Origin of the sequence: Secundilactobacillus oryzae JCM 18671 (genome assembly GCF_000740055.1) — a bacterium.
Lineage (GTDB): Bacteria > Bacillota > Bacilli > Lactobacillales > Lactobacillaceae > Secundilactobacillus > Secundilactobacillus oryzae.
In genome coordinates this window covers 1-18,485 of sequence record NZ_BBJM01000021.1, presented here as the reverse complement: position 1 = coordinate 18,485, position 18,485 = coordinate 1, and the positions used below count along the sequence as shown (strand labels likewise).

Below are 18,485 nucleotides of genomic sequence, written 5' to 3'. Positions count from 1 at the left end.
TTTACAAAACAGGAGGTCAATATTGTGGCATTGAACAATCACGAACTATTTGTAAAACTGCTTGAACAACTTGATTTAGCCGATCAAGCGGAACAAGACTACTTCAAAGATGCAGAAATTAAGAAGCTGGAAGTTCATGAGCAGTCAAAAATTTGGCATTTTTTCTTTGAATTTGACCACGTGTTACCTTTCAATGCATTTTTGAACTTTCAAAACCAATTAAACATTGCCTTCCATTCCATTGCTCAGGTTGACTACACGATTCAAACTCGCCAGCCAGAACTCACAACGCAAACGCTTGGCGACTATTGGGAATGGGTAGTTAACAACAGTGGCATTTCATCATCGATGAAGCAAGAACTTTGTAATCATCAGGTGCCAACACTAACCGATTCGAGAGTAACCTTATTGGCCGAAAATGAAATCGTGAAAAATTTTCTCACGGGTCAAGCCTTGGGTCCAATTGAAGCTAAATACGTTAGTGTGGGTTTTCCTAAGTTTTCGATTCATACTATGGTGGATGAAACCGCTTCTCAAGAAAAGATTCAAGAGTTTAAGCGGCAAAAAGAGAAGAATGATGCGGAATTAGCTCAAAAGGCCCAAGTAGCAATTGAAAAGGCGAATACTAAACGGAGTGCGGCTGGGACTGCACCTGCTGGCTTAGGCCAAATTGGCCGTAAGATCAAGGATTCCGAAGATATCATGCGTCTAGTTGATATTCAGGAAGAAGAGCGTTCAGTGGTGATTGAGGGCTACGTTTTTGATAAGGAAGTTCGAGTTCTCAGATCTGGACGCCAGTTACTCACCCTGAAAATTACCGATTATACATCGTCCATCGTTGCTAAAAAGTTCTCTCGTGATGATTCCGATGAGGCTTTGTTTGCAGATTTTAACGAGGGTGACTGGGTTAAAGTTCGAGGTAGCGTGCAAGAAGACAACTTTATGCGTGAATTGACGTTGAACGCGTTTGACATTAATCAGGTTAAGCACGAATCTAGACATGATACGGCGCCAGAAGACCAAAAACGAGTGGAATTGCATCTGCATACCACGATGAGTCAAATGGACGCGACTAATAATATTGCCGATTACGTCAAGCAAGCAAAAGCCTGGGGTCAACCTGCAATCGCAATCACGGATCATGCTGGTGTACAGGGCTTCCCAGACGCATTTAACTCAGCAGCTAAAAATGGCGTCAAGATGATTTATGGCGTTGAAGCTAATCTAGTAGATGATGGTGTGCCTATTGGGTACAACGATAAGCACGTCCCGTTAAAGGGCGCAACCTACGTCATTTTTGACGTGGAAACGACGGGTTTGTCTGCTATTTACGATAAGGTTATCGAGCTTTCGGCAGTCAAAATGCAAGATAAAAATGTAGTTGCCCAATTTGAAGAGTTTATTGATCCTGGCTTCCATCTTTCTGAACAAACGACTGAACTGACTAGTATTACTGACGATATGGTTCGTGGCTCAAAGTCCGAGGAAGAAGTTTTCAGACTTTTCCGTGAGTTTATTGGCGATGCGATTGTTGTCGGTCATAACGTGACGTTTGATATCGGATTTATGAATACTGGTTATCGTCGCCATGACATGCCAGAAATTGAAAATCCAATTATCGATACGTTGACACTGGCCCGATTCTTGTACCCAACGCTAAAGGGTTATCGTTTAAATACCTTGGCTAAGAAATTTAAAGTTGCCTTGGAACACCATCACCGAGCTATTTATGATGCGGAAACGACAGGACACCTTAATTATCTCTTCTTGAAAGATGCTGAAGATCGATATGGAATCCAATTTCATGATGAACTCAACCATCATATGAGCGATAACGATGCTTATAAGCACGCTCGGCCTTCGCATGCAATCATTTTGGCTAAGACCCAAGAAGGGCTTAAAAATCTGTTTAAACTGGTTTCCCTGTCGAATGTTGAGTACTATTACCGAGTGCCGCGAGTACCGCGCAGTCAACTAACCCAACTACGTGATGGATTGATTGTTGGCTCAGCGTGTGATTCGGGTGAAGTTTTCACGGCAATGATGCAAAAGGGCTGGGATGAAGCAGTGAAGGTTGCCAAGTATTATGATTACTTGGAAGTTCAACCTCACGCTGCCTATCAACCACTAATTGAGAGTGGCCTCATTCAGAATAAGAAGCATCTGGAAGAAATCATCGCTAATATCGTGAAGCTCGGTGAAGAATTAGACAAGCCAGTTGTCGCAACTGGGGATGTTCACTTTTTAAACCCAGAAGACTATATCTACCGGAAAATTTTAATTCATTCTCAAGGTGGCGCCAATCCGCTAAACCGGCAAGAATTACCTGATGTTCATTTCAGAACAACTGATGAAATGCTAGCTGATTTTGCTTTCCTTGGCGAAGATGTTGCTCAGAAGATCGTTGTGACAAACACTAATCAAATTGCCGACTCAATTGATGAAGTCCATCCTTTGAAGGACAAATTATATACACCAAAAATGGAAGGTGCCGAGCAAGAAATCGAAGAGCGGACAATGAGAACCGCTCACGAATTTTACGGCGAGGAACTTCCTGAAATTGTTCAGCAACGGTTGGATAAGGAATTGAAGAGTATTATCGGAAATGGATTCTCTGTGATTTACTTGATTGCCCAGCGTCTGGTTGCCAAAAGTAACAAAGACGGGTACTTAGTCGGATCTCGTGGTTCGGTTGGGTCTAGTTTAGTCGCTACTTTAACTGGAATTACCGAAGTGAATCCATTGCCACCTCATTACCGTTGTCCAAACTGTCAGTATTCTCACTTCTATACAAAGGGTGAGTACAGCTCCGGCTATGATTTACCAAGAAAAGCTTGCCCAAATTGTGGCACGGACATGATTGGTGATGGCCATGATATTCCGTTCGAAACTTTCTTAGGATTTACCGGAAACAAGGTTCCCGATATTGATTTAAACTTCTCGGGAGACTACCAACCTATCGCTCATAACTACACGAAGGTCTTGTTTGGTGAGAAGAACGTCTACCGAGCCGGAACGATTGGAACGGTTGCGGATAAGACCGCGTATGGGTATGTTAAAGCCTACGAACGTGATACAGAACAAAACTTTCGAAATGCTGAAATTGATCGGCTAGCAAAGGGTGCTACTGGTGTCAAACGGACGACCGGTCAACATCCAGCCGGAATTATTGTTGTGCCGGACTACATGGATATCTATGATTTCACACCAATTCAGTATCCGGCTGATGACCAAAATGCCGCTTGGCAAACCACCCACTTTGATTTCCATTCGATTCATGACAACATTTTAAAAATTGATATTCTGGGCCATGATGATCCTCGAATGATCAGAATGCTCCAAGATTTATCAGGTATCGATCCACAGTCAATTCCAATGGATGACCCTGGTGTGATGGGCTTGTTTTCTGGCACTGACACGATTGGGGTGACTCCTGAGCAAATTAATTCAAAAACGGGAACGTTAGGTGTTCCTGAGTTTGGGACTCGATTTGTTCGAGGCATGTTAGAAGCTACTCATCCTAAGAATTATTCAGAACTCCTACAAATTTCTGGACTTTCACACGGAACCGATGTGTGGTTAGGCAATGCCGAAGAGCTCATCAAAAATGGGACTGCCACTATCGCCAACGTGATTGGTTGTCGTGATAACATCATGACCGACTTAATTCACTGGGGGTTGGATTCTGAAATGGCCTTCCAAATCATGGAACATGTGCGGAAGGGTAAAGGAATTCCGGATGATTGGCAAGCTGAAATGAAGAAGGCTGATGTACCCGACTGGTACATTCAATCTTGTTTGAAGATTAAATATATGTTCCCTCGGGCCCATGCGGCAGCCTATATTCTGATGGCACTTCGAGTGGCTTACTTTAAAGTTTATTTCCCGATCATTTACTATGCTGCTTACTTCTCGGTCCGGGCTGAGGATTTTGATATCGTCGCGATGTCCCGTGGTAAAGAAGCTGTGAAGGCACGGATGAAGGAAATTAACGATCAAGGTAATGATGCGTCAGCTAAGGATAAGAATTTGTTAACGGTTCTAGAACTAGCCAACGAGATGTTAGAACGAGGATTTGACTTCAAGATGATTGATATCAATCGCTCTGATGCGTCTGAATGGTTGATTGAAGGAAATACCTTGATTGCGCCATTTGATTCTGCTCCTGGGTTAGGTTCTAACGCCGCTAAGCAAATTGTTGCCGCTCGTGAAGATAAGCCGTTTATTTCCAAAGAAGACTTAGCTAAGCGAGGTAAGGTTTCCAAAACCCTAATTGACTTTATGACTGCAAACGGCGTGTTGGATGAGTTACCTGACGAAAATCAGTTAAGCTTGTTTGATATGTAGGTCTTTCATTGAGTTTTTCAAAGATTTGTGGTATTGTATATCTATTAACTAAAACTCGAAGGGAGTGAGCAGCGATGCTCGCTCTTTTTATTGCAAAAATTAAGTAGTGGAGGCTTGAGTGTGAGTAGTGTCGTTGAAACGGTTACGCAATTAGTAAATCCAATTCTGGATGGTCATCATTTTGAATTAGTGGACGCAGAATTTGTCAAAGAAGGAGATGGCTGGTACTTGCGGGTCTTTATTGATAAGCCCGGTGGTATCACTATCGAAGAATGTGCCATGGTTAGTGATGAGTTAAGTGAGAAATTAGACTCAATTGACCCTGATCCTATTCCACAGGCCTACTTCTTAGAGATTTCTTCGCCTGGTGCAGAACGGCCCTTGAAGAAGGAAACGGATTACCAAAATGCAGTCGGCAAATATATTCATGTTTCACTGTATCAACAAATTAAAAAGGCTAAGGCCTTCGAAGGTGACTTATTGAGTGTCACTGAAGACGAATTGACGATGAAAATCAATCAAAAGGGACGCATTAGTGAAATCACGATTCCACGTGAAAACATTGCTAAAGCCCGCCTAGCCATCAAATTTTAATTGAGGAGAACGATTACTAATGAGTAAAGAATTAATGAATGCTCTGACTTCACTTGAAGAAGAAAAGGGCATCAAAAAAGAAATTGTCATTGATGCACTGGAAGCTGCTTTAGCTTCAGCTTACAAGCGCAACTATGGACAAGCACAGAACGTTGCTGTAGAGTTTGACCAGAAAAAGGGCGATGTTCATGTCTATGCAGTCAAGAAGGTTGTTGAAGATGTTGTTGATCCTCGTTTAGAAGTGAGCTTGGAAGAAGCAACGGGTATCAACCGTGGCTACGAATTGGATGACGACATCAAGTTTGAAGTTACGCCAAAGAACTTTGGTCGCATTGCGGCACAAACTGCCAAGCAAGTAATCATGCAACGGGTTCGTGAAGCTGAACGGTCAATTATCTTTGATCAATACAGCCAATACGAAAACGAAGTCATTACGGGTGAGGTTGAACGCCAAGATCACCGATTTGTTTATGTTAACCTTGGTAACGTAGAAGCAGTAATGGGTCACCAAGACCAAATGCCAAACGAAACTTACCGGATGCACGATCGTATTAAAGTTTATGTGACCGAAGTAGACAACGCTGCAAAGGGTCCTCAAGTGTTTGTTAGTCGGACTGCACCAGGTTTATTGAAGCGATTATTTGAAGAAGAAGTCCCAGAGATTTATGATGGAACTGTTGAGATTGTTTCAATTGCTCGTGAAGCCGGTGACCGTGCTAAGGTTGCTGTTCGATCAAATAGTTCAGATATTGATCCAGTTGGAACCAGTGTTGGACCAAAAGGGCAACGGGTTCAAACTATCGTCAACGAATTAGGTGGCGAGAACATGGACATTGTTGAATGGACAGACGATCAAGCAAAATTCATTGCTAATGCCTTAAACCCTGCTGAAGTGGTGGACGTTATTTTTGACGAAAACAATGAACGAGCTTGCACGGTAATCGTGCCTGATTATCAATTGTCATTGGCCATTGGTAAACGTGGGCAAAACGCCCGTTTAGCTGCTAAATTAACTGGCTTCAAGATTGATATCAAGTCTGAAAGTGAAGCTGAAGGCCTATTTTCTGATAGAGCAGCTTCAGAACCAGCAGACGATGAACCATCAGCACCTGAAGACGCAGAATAATTGATAGCTAGCTTGAGGAGGTCTTAATCATGAAACAGCGTAAGGTTCCACTACGAAAGGATATTGTGACTGGTGAAATGGCACCTAAGCGAGAATTGGTCCGTGTCGTTCGCGATAAGGAAGGTCAAGTCTCATTGGATCCCACTGGTAAAAAGGCGGGTCGTGGTGCATACGTTTCACTAGATGTGGCGGTCGCAAAGAAAGCTAAGCAAAAACGGACGTTTGATAAGGTATTTGAAGTCAGCATTCCGGATAGCTTTTACGATGAATTAATTGAATACGTTGATCATCAACAAGCCAGAAAAGAACTATTTCAAGATGAAAAATAACGATGCGTTCTTAAACTTTTTGGGAATGGCACAACGCGCAGGCAAGCTCGTTTTGGGTGAAGACCTCGTACTTAAAGCCATTCGAAAACAATCGGTTCAGTTAGTTGTACTAGCGGCTGATACTGGAGCTGCGTCTGCAAAGAAACTAACTGACAAATCCAGTTTTTATAAAGTACCCGTCATTGCGGATTTTGATAAAAATCAGATTGGAAGTGCCATTGGCCTCCAACGAACAGTAGTTGCAGTAAATGATGCCAACTTCGCCAAAAGATTAATAGAACTATCGAAATAATAAAGGAGAGTGAAGTTATGGGGAAAAAACGAATTTATGAATTAGCAAAAGAATTAAACGTTTCCAGCAAACAACTACTCGATGCAGCACAAGAAAAAGGATTTGACGCCAAAAATCATATGTCAACTATTGGTGACAATGAAGAGCGTCAATTAAGAGAAAAATTCCAAGGTAAGGGTAAGCCAGCAAAAGCAGCAACGTCTGCCAAGCCAGCTTCAAAGCCTGCAGCCACAGCACAATCAACTTCTACGAAGCCAGCAGCTGCAAAGAAGCCTGCGACGAATAACCACCAACAGTCTGCCAATCGCAGTCAAAGTAGCTCACGTCCAGCTTCTAGTCAACAAAATCGTTCAAGCCAAGGGAGTTCACGTCCAGCTTCTAGTCAACAAGGCCGTTCTAACCAAAGTAGTTCTGCTAACCGGAGCAACACTGGTAACCGGAACACTTCAAATAGTCGCCCGTCTAACAACAATAGTGGTTCAGACCGTAATAGTGGTGCTGGTCGTTTTGGTGGCAGTTTGAATAACGGTAACGGTGGTGGCAATAATAACCGCCGGAATAACCGTAACAACAAGAATAATCGTCGCCGAAACAACAATAATTTAGCAAGCAAATACAGCAGCAAGAACCAACGAATTAAAGATGTTAATAAGAGCAAGGGTGCACCTGAACGTAAGGAACGTGCCTTGCCAGATGTCTTACAATATTCAGTGGGGATGAACGCACAAGACTTGAGCAAAGTCCTTCACCGTGACGCAACCGAAATCGTGAAGAAGTTATTCATGTTGGGCGTAATGGTTAACCAAAACCAATCACTGGACAAGGATACGATTGAAATTTTGGCTGCTGATTACGGCATTGAAGCACAAGAAAAGGTTGAAGTGGATGTTTCCGATATCGATACTTTCTTCGAAGAGGAAGCCAACAACACTGACTACCTTGAGAATCGTCCTCCAGTTGTTACTATCATGGGTCACGTTGACCATGGTAAGACGACCTTGTTGGACCACTTGCGTCATTCTCACATTACTGAGGGTGAAGCCGGTGGGATTACCCAAGCTATTGGTGCCTACCAACTCAAGCACAATGACAAAACCATTACCTTCTTGGACACACCAGGACATGCTGCCTTCACGGAGATGCGAGCTCGTGGTGCTGATATTACCGATATTACGGTCTTGGTTGTTGCTGCTGATGATGGTGTCATGCCACAAACGATTGAGGCGATCAATCATGCGAAGGCTGCGAAGACACCAATCATCGTGGCTGTGAACAAGATTGATAAACCAGGTGCAAATCCAAACCACGTTATCGAACAATTAACTGAATACGGTTTGATTCCAGAAGACTGGGGTGGCGACACCATTTTCGTTCAAATTTCAGCTAAGTTTGGCCAAAATATCGACGAATTGTTGGATATGATTTTACTTCAAGCAGAAGTGATGGAATTAAAGGCTAACCCTAAGCAACATGCAGCCGGATCAGTCATTGAAGCTGAACTTGACCAAGGTCGAGGCTCAGTGGCCACGTTACTCGTTCAACAAGGAACGATGCACGTTGGAGATCCAATCGTTGTCGGTAGCACATTTGGTAAGGTCCGGACGATGACCAACGAGCACGGTAAGGACATCAAGAAGGCAACTCCTTCAACACCAGTCGTAATTACTGGTTTGAACGATGTGCCTGATGCTGGTGATCGATTCATCGTCTTCGATGACGAAAAGACGGCACGTGCTGCTGGTGAAGAACGTGCAAAACAAGCCTTGATGAAGGAACGTAGCGCCACTAACCGTGTCACCCTTGATAACCTCTTTGATAGCATGAAAGAGGGCGAAATGAAGGAAGTTGACGTTATTATTAAGGCTGATGTTCAAGGTTCCGTAGAAGCCTTAGCAGGAAGTCTGAATAAGATTGAAGTTGAGGGTGTTCGTGTGAACATCATTCATACTGCCGTTGGTGCTATTAACGAAAGTGATGTTACCCTTGCAGAAGCAAGTAATGCCATCATTATTGGTTTCAACGTTCGACCAACGCCACAAGCTAAGTCGCAAGCTGATCAAGATAACGTTGATATCCGCCTTCACCGTGTCATTTACAATGCGATTGATGAAATCGAGCACGCCATGAAGGGTAAGCTAGAACCAACTTACGAAGAAGAAATTATCGGCCAAATCGAAGTCCGTGAGATCTTCAAGGCTTCGAAGATTGGTACGATTGCTGGTGGAATGGTTATTGATGGCCATGTTTCCCGCGATAGTGATGTTCGTTTGATTCGTGATGGCGTCGTTGTTTACGAAGGTAAGCTTGGTAGTCTTAAGCGATTCAAGGATGACGTTAAGGATGTTAAGCAAGGTCACGAACTTGGTATCACGATTGAAAATTATAACGATATCAAGGTTGGCGATGTTGTTGAAGCATACGTTATGAAGGAAGTTCCAATCGAATAACAACAAGTAAAGGTGATTTTAAATGGCACAGTATCGAATTGGTCGATTAACTCAAGAGATTCAAAAAGAAGTAACGGACATTCTATTGAAGCGTGTTCGTGATCCACGAGTTGAAGGTGTCACCATTACCGGTGTTGAAGTCACTGGTGATTTACAACAAGCCACAATTTACTACAGTATTTTATCTGATAAAGCCTCTGTTGCTGAAAAGACAGCACAAGGTTTGGATAAAGCCACTGGCCTCATTCGAAGTGAGCTTGGTTCACGGTTGAATATTTTCAAAACACCTGAATTAAAGTTTGAACGTGATGAATCTGTTCAGTACGGTAGTCATATTGATCAACTCCTCAATAAGCTTCATCAAGATGAACAAAATAGATAAATCAAAAAAGTTGCGTCGGAATTAACCGAACGCAACTTTTTTTGCGTAACTAAGATTAGCAGTCACTCAGCTAGATTGCTGACTTTTTCACCGAAATTAACGAATGAATATGCTATAATTGATGAGATTATCGTAATCTTAACTAAGGAATGAATACAATTGAATGGAATAATCCCACTCTATAAAGAACGTGGCTTAACAAGTCACGATTGCGTCAATCAACTTAGAAAAATTTTACAGACAAAAAAAGTTGGACACTCCGGGACACTCGACCCTAATGTCGATGGTGTTTTACCAATTTGTATTGGTAGTGCGACTAAGGTCGTCGATTATTTAATGGAATTCGGTAAGACCTATCGTGGTACCATTACGCTCGGCTTTTCAACGACTACAGAGGACCTAGATGGTGAGGTTGTTGAACGGACACCCCTTAAAGAACCTGTTGATGAAGATAAAATTTCCGATGTTATGGCTATGCTGACTGGAGAAATTACGCAGATTCCCCCTATGTATTCAGCGGTTAAAGTAAATGGCCGCAAATTGTATGAATATGCACGGGCAGGAGAAACAGTAGAACGTCCGGCTCGAAGTGTGATGATTTACTCATTTGTGCAGTTAGGTAAGACTCGTTTTGATGAAGAAACTGGGCAACAAGAGATTCATTTTGAGGTCAAGTGTTCTAAGGGGACATACATTAGAACACTTGCAGTCGACTTTGGCCGCCACCTGGGGCTTGAATCCGTTATGTCTGACCTGACTCGAATTTCGAGTGGTGGTTTTGATGTTAAAGAAACGGTGACTATTGACGAAATCAAAGAGCTATTTGCTTCTGAACAGACTACCTACGATTGGCTTTATCCGATTAATCGTGCATTGGTCAAATATCCAGAGGTTAAACTCACTGAGGCACAGTGGCGAGTCGTTCAGAATGGTGTTTGGATGTATGCCAATGAATTGGCATCGACTGAACCCGTAATTGCGCTGAGTTTTGAAGGTGAAATTAAGTGTCTATATCAGCTTATGGAAAATGGTAAGCAGTATAAGCCACTTAAAATGATTAGCAACAAGTAAAAAAGGAGGCCAATCGGCTTGAAAGTGATTAAAATTCACCACCCATTAGATGAATCACGAGTTGAACCTGGCCCAATTGTATTAGCGATGGGTTTTTTTGACGGTGTTCATAAAGGACATCAACAGGTATTGAAAGTGGCACGGGCAAAGGCTGACGAGCTTGGTGTGAAATTAGCCGCCATTACCTATGATCATCATCCTGGGATTGTTTATCACCAGCTAACAAAAGCGGACACCCAATACATTACCCCGTTCGACCGGCGAATGGCATTGTTGGAGGCGCAAGGCGTGGATTTAGTTTATCTAGTGAATTTTACTGGCCAGTTTTCTGCCTTAAACCCGCAAGAATTTGTTAACCAGTACTTAGTAAAACTTGGCCCCCGAGTTGTTGTGGCAGGATTCGATCATACTTATGGTGCCCCTGGAACTGATGCCGATATGACACACCTAGCTGACTATGCTACTGGTCGTTTTGAAGTTGAAACAGTGGGTGAACAAGATGCTGATGGGCAAAAAATCAGCTCTAGTAGCATTCGAGAAGCCCTTGATAAAGGTGATATCGAATCGGTCAATGATTTGCTCGGATATGCATTCGAAACGCAGGGAGTCGTTGTTCACGGGCTCGCACGAGGGCGAACAATTGGGTTCCCGACTATTAATATCGTACATCCCAGTGACCAGTGGTTACCAGGTATTGGTATCTATACAACGGAAGTTAAAGTTGGTGACACATGGCTGCCAGGGATGGCCTCAATTGGTCGCGATGTAACGTTTGGGGATAATAATCCTGTTACCGTTGAAATTTATTTACTTGATTTCAAGGGGAACCTCTATGGTGAGGATGTAACTGTTCGTTGGCATACCCGCTTACGTGGCGAACAAAAATTCACAGGTGCAGATGCCTTGGTTGAGCAATTGAATAAGGATGAAGTGCAAACCAGATCTTTTTTCAAAATTTAGCACTCGTATGATATAATTGCTAAAATTCTTGACTTTCTAAAATCGGTTTGCTACATTGTATATGTGTCTTAGCACTTAACCTAATTGAGTGCTAAAAGAGGTGAAATCATGTTAACGGACAGACAAAAGATGATTCTGCGTGCAATTGTTAGAGATTACACGAACAATGGTATGCCGGTCGGCTCTAAAGCATTGGTTGAGCAATTGCCAGTTCATGTTAGTTCGGCAACGATTCGAAATGAAATGGCAGTGCTCGAAAACGCCGGTTTGATTCGAAAGACACATTCCTCCTCAGGAAGGGTACCTTCGATTCAGGGATATCGGTATTATGTCGATCATTTGGTCAAACCAGACGTTGCCAAAACGAATGATATTGACCTGATTAAGACGTCTTTGGGTGGCGACTTCCAAAAAATTGATGAAATTGTGGCACAGTCTGCTAAAATTTTGTCGGATTTAACGTCGTATACGACTTTTACGCTTAAGCCAGAGCTAAAGGATAGCCGCCTAAGCGGCTTCCGCTTGGTGCCACTGGGTAATCGTCAAGTCATGGCCATTTTGGTTACAGACAACGGAGACGTCGAGAATCAGACGTTTAGCGTGGCTCATCGCGTGACCAGTGATCAACTTGAGGCGGTTGTTCGCCTCATTAACGATCAACTGGTTGGTTTGCCGTTGAAGGATGTCGTAGAGAAGTTAAAAGTCCAGATTCCTGCAGAGATTAGTCGATACATGCAACAGCCAGAGGGCTTTTTGAAGATTTTTGGCGATGTGTTAACTCGAGCAGCCCAAGAACGCTTTTACGTGGGTGGTAGGATGAATGTCTTAGATTTCTCCGAACAAAACGACATCGAATCGTTGAGGTCAATCTACTCGTTGATTGATCACACAGATGATTTCGCTGAAGTTCTAGGTAATCCGTCCAATCAGATTCAAGTCAAGATTGGGGATGAGATTTCTAACAATGATCTGTTGCGGAATTATAGTTTAATTACTGCAACCTATGATGTGGATTCACATGGTCAGGGCATTATTGCTTTGTTGGGTCCAACCAGAATGCCTTATTCCAAGATGATTGGTTTGGTTGGGGCATTTAGGAACGAATTAGCTAGAAAATTAATTGACTATTATCGTCATTTAGACGAATAAAGGAGGGCATTCCGTGGCAGAATCCGAGAAAAATATCAAAGATAATGTGAACGATGAAGCTAAGGCTTCTGATGCACCAGATACACCGGTTGAGGAATCAGCTGATCAAGAGTCAACGACTCAAACAGAATCAGCTGAAACCGAAACAACCGATTCTTCAGAGACTGAGAAAGTCAAAGATCTCGAGCAACAGATTTCTTCTCTTGAAGATCGTTACTTGAGAGCAGAGGCTGAAATTAAGAATATTCAGTCTAGAAATGCAAAGGAACGCGCATCATTACTCAAGTATGATGGTCAACAATTGGCACATGATTTATTGCCAGTCGTGGATAACATTGAGCGAGCGCTCCAAACGCAAGTTGATGACGAACAAGGCCTAGCCTTGAAAAAGGGAATTGAACTTGTTTTAACTCATCTCAATGAAGCACTCAGCAAGAATGGCGTTACTGAGATTGAGGCACAAGGTGAACCATTTGATCCGCAAAAGCACCAAGCGGTACAAACTGTTCCTGCTACTGACGACGTTCCCGCAAATCATGTTGCTCAAGTTCTACAAAAGGGCTACATGCTCAAAGACCGGGTTTTACGACCAGCAATGGTAGCCGTCGCGAACTAGACTTAAAAAATACGCAAAGAGGGTAAATATTTATGGCAAGTAATAAAATTATTGGAATTGATTTAGGAACAACGAACTCTGCAGTTGCTGTTCTTGAAGGTAGCGAACCAAAGATTATCACCAACCCAGAAGGCGCACGTACAACACCTTCAGTTGTCGCTTTTAAAGATGGTGAACCTCAAGTTGGTGAAGTTGCAAAGCGTCAAGCAATTACTAACCCTAACACGATTGTTTCAATCAAGAGCCACATGGGCGACGGTAACTACACCGTTGACGTAGATGGTAAGAAGTACACACCACAACAAATCTCAGCTATCATCTTGCAACACTTGAAGAGTTACGCAGAAGCATATCTTGGTGATACAGTTAGCGAAGCCGTTATCACGGTACCAGCTTATTTTGATGACGCCCAACGTCAAGCGACTAAGGATGCCGGTAAAATTGCTGGTTTAGACGTTAAGCGAATCATTAACGAACCGACTGCTGCTTCATTGGCATATGGCTTGGACAAGCAAGACAAAGATGAAAAGATCTTAGTTTACGACCTTGGTGGTGGTACTTTTGATGTTTCAGTCCTTGACCTTGGCGATGGTGTCTTCGAAGTGCTTTCTACAAATGGTGATACTCACCTTGGTGGTGATGACTTTGATAAGAAGGTCATGGATTGGTTAGTCGATCAATTCAAGGCTGCTAACGGCATCGATTTATCAAAAGACAAGATGGCAATGCAACGTCTTAAGGAAGCTGCTGAAAAGGCTAAGAAGGACGTTTCTGGAATGTCAGAAACAACGATTAGCTTGCCATTTATTTCTGCCGGCGAAAATGGCCCACTTCACTTGGAAGAAAAGTTGACTCAAGCGAAGTTCAACGAATTAACTTCTGACTTAGTTGAACGGACTCGGATTCCAGTCGAAAACGCATTGAAGGATGCTGGTGTTTCAGCTAGTGATTTGGACGTTGTTATCTTAAATGGTGGTTCAACTCGAATTCCAGCTGTTCAAGAAGCTGTTAAGAACTGGACTGGAAAGGAACCTAACCACTCAATTAACCCTGACGAAGCGGTTGCCTTAGGTGCTGCGGTTCAAGGTGGTGTGTTAACTGGTGATGTTAAGGATGTTGTCTTGCTTGATGTGACGCCATTATCACTTGGTATTGAAACCATGGGTGGTGTCTTCACTAAATTAATTGATCGGAACACAACGATTCCAACTAGCAAGTCACAAGTCTTCTCAACTGCTGCAGACAACCAACCAGCTGTTGATATTCACGTGCTTCAAGGTGAACGTCCAATGGCCGCTGATAACAAGACATTAGGTAACTTCCAATTAACTGACATTCCTGCTGCACCTCGTGGTGTGCCACAAATCGAAGTGACGTTTGATATCGATAAAAACGGTATTGTTAACGTTTCTGCTAAGGATAAGGGTACTGGTAAGGAACAAAAAATTACCATCAAGAGTGATTCAGGTCTTTCTGATGAAGAAATTGATAAGATGATGAAAGAAGCTCAAGAAAACGCCGAAGCAGATAAGAAGCGTAAAGAAGAAGTTGACTTGAAGAATGAAGTTGACCAACTCCTCTTCACTGTCGATAAGACATTGACGGAAGTGAAGGATAAAGTTTCTGAAGATGATATCAAGAAGGCTGAAACAGCTCGCGACGAGTTGAAGAAGGCTCAAGAAGATAACAATCTCGAAGAAATGAAGACCAAGAAGGATGAATTGAACAAGATTGTTCAAGATCTTTCAGTTAAATTGTATCAACAAGCACAACAAGCTGAACAAGCAGCTGGCGGTGCAACTGATGCTAACGACGGTCAATCATCAAAGGATGATGACAACACTGTTGATGGTGACTTCTCAGAAGTAAATGACGACAAGAAGTAAACAGTCACGTAAAAAGTTGAAAAGCCAGAGCTCATTTGGGCTTTGGCTTTTTAATTCAGAACGTTTTATGATATGCTGAACGAACGGAAAAAAACGCAGAAAATCATGAAGGAATTTGTTTTGGGAGGTTAACAATGGCGGAGCAAGATTATTATGAAACGCTTGGCATCAGTCGGGATGCTAGCAAGGACGAAATAAAGAAAGCTTATCGAAAGCTTTCAAAGAAATATCATCCAGATCTCAATAAGGAACCGGGTGCTGAAGATAAGTTCAAGGCGATTACCGAGGCGTACGAGGTATTAAGCGACGACCAAAAACGGGCTAATTATGATCAATATGGCTCTGCTGACGGAGCTGCTGGTGGCTTTGGTGGCGGAGGCGGCGGATTCTCTGGCGCAGATTTTGGTGGCTTTGGTGGCGGTGGATTTGACGACATCTTCAGTCAATTCTTTGGCGGAGGCGGCCGGACACAACAAAATCCGAATGCGCCAAGACCAGGACGCGATCTGCAATACTCAATGACGTTGAAGTTTGAAGAAGCCATTTTTGGTAAGGAAACTAAGATTACTTATACGCGTGACGCCGAATGTAATACCTGTCACGGTAGCGGTGCTAAACCAGGAACTTCACCTGTAACTTGTCACAATTGTAGTGGTAGTGGCTATGTGACGACCGAAACGAACACGCCATTAGGTCGGATGCGCAGTCAACAAGTCTGTCCAGTATGTAATGGTACTGGTAAGGAAATCAAAGAAAAGTGCCCAACTTGTGCAGGTAGTGGTCATGTTGAACAACGCCACGAAGTTGAAGTTAAGGTACCAGCCGGGATCGATGACGGTCAACAAATGCGTTTACAGGGTCAAGGTGAAGCCGGTAATAACGGTGGCCCTTATGGGGATCTTTATATCATCTTTACGGTTCAACCAAGTAAGGATTTCCGGCGCGATGGCGCTGACATCTTCTTTGAGGATGAGATCAGCATTGCACAAGCTGCTTTGGGTGATAAGATTCAAGTTAAAACTGTCCATGGTGACGTCGAGCTGAAGGTACCAGCTGGTACACAATCAGGAACGGTGTTTAGATTGAAGGGTAAGGGCGCACCTAAGCTTCGTGGCACTGGCAACGGTGACGAAAAAGTGACGATTAAGGTGCGAACACCAAAGAATCTTAATAAAGCACAACGCGATGCCTTGAAAGCTTTTGCAAAGGCTAGCGGCGAAAATATTGCCGGGAACGGTAAAGGCAATTTTTTTGATAAAGTAAAAGATGCATTCAATGAGGATTAGGGTTTTGCCACTTTGGGTTGGCAAACCCTTTTTCATTATTGGAATCGTTGTTTATTGCCCGAGTCGTTGTTATAATTGATTAGATATGACACAGAGCGAGAGAAAGTAGGAATCAAATCATGGATCTAGAAAAAATGGCGGAACACCAAAAATTCATTCGAAATTTTTCCATTGTTGCGCACATTGATCATGGTAAGTCGACATTGGCTGATCGAATTCTCGAAATGACGGATACCGTTTCAAAACGAGATATGAAGGATCAATTGTTAGATAATATGGATCTAGAACGTGAGCGGGGCATAACGATTAAGCTCAATGCGGTCGAATTGCAGTATCACGCTAAGAACGGCAATACGTATGAGTTTCATTTAATTGATACGCCAGGACACGTCGATTTTTCATATGAGGTGTCTAGAAGTTTGGCGGCGTGTGAAGGTGCCATTTTAGTTGTAGATGCAGCTCAAGGGGTTGAGGCACAGACGCTGGCTAACGTTTATTTGGCGTTAGACGATAACTTGGAAATCATTCCGATTATCAACAAAATCGATTTACCATCGGCACAACCAGAGAAAGTACGTCAGGAAATCGAAGACGTTATCGGTATTGATGCCGAAGATGCGGTTTTAACTAGTGCTAAGCAAGGAATTGGCATTGAAGCCATGCTTGAACAGGTCGTTGAGAAGGTTCCAGCCCCAACTGGTGATTTAAAAGCGCCTTTACGTGCATTAATCTTCGACTCGGTTTATGATGACTATAGAGGAGTTGTTTTGAGCATTCGGGTTGCCGAAGGAACAGTCAAGCCTGGAGACCGGATTCAGCTGATGAATTCAAAGGCGACGTACGAAGTCACTGAAGTTGGGGTGAATTCACCAAAACCAATTTCACGGGACTACCTGATGGCTGGCGACGTTGGCTACTTAACCGCAAGTATCAAGGATATTACCGATACGCGAGTAGGTGATACCGTTACTGATGCGAAAAACCCAGCTACAGAAGCGTTACCTGGTTACCGGGAAATGGCACCAATGGTTTACGCCGGATTGTACCCGTCAGACAATGCCAAATTTAACGATCTCCGTGAAGCACTTGAAAAACTAAAGCTCAACGATGCCGCTTTAGAGTTTGAACCAGAGTCTTCACAAGCACTTGGATTTGGTTTCCGTTGTGGATTCTTGGGCATGCTACACATGGACGTGGTTCAGGAACGGTTAGAACGTGAGTTTAACCTGGATCTTATTACGACGGCGCCATCCGTTACCTACAAAGTTAATTTGACAGACGGTGGCGTCAAGATGGTGGAAAACCCTGCAGAAATGCCGGAAGTGCCAGAAATCCGTAGTATTGAAGAGCCATATGTTAAGGCAACAATCATGGTTCCTAATGATTATGTTGGTGCGGTTATGGAATTGGCACAACGCAAACGAGGTCAATTTCAAACAATGGATTATTTAGACGACTATCGAGTTAACGTTATTTATAAAATTCCATTATCCGAGATTATTTACGATTTTTTTGATAAACTTAAATCAAGTACTAAGGGATACGCATCACTTGACTATGAACTTGCTGATTACGAAGTGAGTGATCTTGTTAAGATTGATATCCTGCTTAATTCAGACAAGGTAGACGCTTTGAGTTTTATTTCTCATAGAGAGTTTGCCGAGAAGCGGGGCCGCGAAATCGCTTCTAAACTGAAGAAAATCATTCCTCGACAAAACTTCGAAATCCCTGTTCAAGCAGCTATCGGTGCTAAGATTATTGCAAGAACGACGATTAAGGCTTACCGGAAGGATGTTACTTCTAAAATTCATACCGGTGATCCAGACCGTCGAGCTAAATTGCTAGAAAAGCAAAAAAAGGGTAAGAAGCGAATGAAGTCAGTCGGAACAGTGGATGTTCCACAAGCTGCCTTCATGGCTGTACTTCAAACCGACGAGGACGAGAGTACTGGTAAATAAGAACTTTGACTTTTTAACATCAAGTAAATCTGGTGGTTTTCC

14 protein-coding genes are annotated in these 18,485 nt (G+C 43.0%); all 14 read left to right on the top strand.

Annotated elements, in window-relative coordinates:
- The first annotated feature begins 24 nt into the window (after positions 1–24).
- Entirely contained in the window at positions 25–4,347 is a 4,323-nt protein-coding gene (locus LOSG293_RS06500; RefSeq protein ID WP_034528386.1) for a PolC-type DNA polymerase III, read from the top strand.
- 120 nt (positions 4,348–4,467) lie between these two features.
- A complete protein-coding gene (gene rimP / locus LOSG293_RS06495; RefSeq protein WP_034528385.1) occupies positions 4,468–4,941 on the top strand; it encodes a ribosome maturation factor RimP in 474 nt (157 codons plus the stop codon).
- 19 nt (positions 4,942–4,960) lie between these two features.
- Complete coding sequence (gene nusA / locus LOSG293_RS06490) at positions 4,961–6,067, top strand: transcription termination factor NusA (protein WP_051907244.1); 1,107 nt, start codon at positions 4,961–4,963, stop codon at positions 6,065–6,067.
- Between the two features lie 29 nt (positions 6,068–6,096).
- Complete coding sequence (gene rnpM / locus LOSG293_RS06485; RefSeq protein WP_034528384.1) at positions 6,097–6,396, top strand: RNase P modulator RnpM; 300 nt, start codon at positions 6,097–6,099, stop codon at positions 6,394–6,396.
- A complete protein-coding gene (locus LOSG293_RS06480) occupies positions 6,386–6,688 on the top strand; it encodes a L7Ae/L30e/S12e/Gadd45 family ribosomal protein (RefSeq protein WP_034528383.1) in 303 nt (100 codons plus the stop codon). Before rnpM ends, LOSG293_RS06480 begins: the two co-directional genes overlap by 11 nt.
- Positions 6,689–6,705: 17 nt before the next feature.
- Positions 6,706–9,135, top strand: coding sequence for a translation initiation factor IF-2 (infB, locus tag LOSG293_RS06475; protein ID WP_034528381.1), 2,430 nt, complete (start codon positions 6,706–6,708; stop codon positions 9,133–9,135).
- A gap of 22 nt (positions 9,136–9,157) precedes the next feature.
- Positions 9,158–9,517, top strand: a complete 360-nt coding sequence (gene rbfA, locus LOSG293_RS06470; protein ID WP_034528379.1) for a 30S ribosome-binding factor RbfA — start codon at positions 9,158–9,160, stop codon at positions 9,515–9,517.
- A gap of 159 nt (positions 9,518–9,676) precedes the next feature.
- Entirely contained in the window at positions 9,677–10,588 is a 912-nt protein-coding gene (truB, locus tag LOSG293_RS06465) for a tRNA pseudouridine(55) synthase TruB (protein ID WP_034528377.1), read from the top strand.
- A gap of 18 nt (positions 10,589–10,606) precedes the next feature.
- A complete protein-coding gene (gene ribF / locus LOSG293_RS06460) occupies positions 10,607–11,548 on the top strand; it encodes a riboflavin biosynthesis protein RibF (RefSeq protein ID WP_034528375.1) in 942 nt (313 codons plus the stop codon).
- A gap of 108 nt (positions 11,549–11,656) precedes the next feature.
- Entirely contained in the window at positions 11,657–12,697 is a 1,041-nt protein-coding gene (hrcA, locus tag LOSG293_RS06455; RefSeq protein ID WP_034528373.1) for a heat-inducible transcriptional repressor HrcA, read from the top strand.
- Between the two features lie 13 nt (positions 12,698–12,710).
- Positions 12,711–13,313, top strand: coding sequence for a nucleotide exchange factor GrpE (gene grpE / locus LOSG293_RS06450; RefSeq protein WP_034528371.1), 603 nt, complete (start codon positions 12,711–12,713; stop codon positions 13,311–13,313).
- Between the two features lie 32 nt (positions 13,314–13,345).
- A complete protein-coding gene (dnaK, locus tag LOSG293_RS06445; RefSeq protein WP_034528369.1) occupies positions 13,346–15,199 on the top strand; it encodes a molecular chaperone DnaK in 1,854 nt (617 codons plus the stop codon).
- Between the two features lie 134 nt (positions 15,200–15,333).
- Positions 15,334–16,485, top strand: coding sequence for a molecular chaperone DnaJ (gene dnaJ / locus LOSG293_RS06440; protein WP_034528367.1), 1,152 nt, complete (start codon positions 15,334–15,336; stop codon positions 16,483–16,485).
- Positions 16,486–16,604: 119 nt separating this feature from the next.
- Positions 16,605–18,443 carry a translation elongation factor 4 gene (gene lepA, locus LOSG293_RS06435; RefSeq protein WP_034528366.1) on the top strand — a complete coding sequence of 613 codons (1,839 nt, stop codon included), beginning with the start codon at positions 16,605–16,607 and terminating at the stop codon, positions 18,441–18,443.
- The last annotated feature ends 42 nt before the right edge of the window (positions 18,444–18,485 follow it).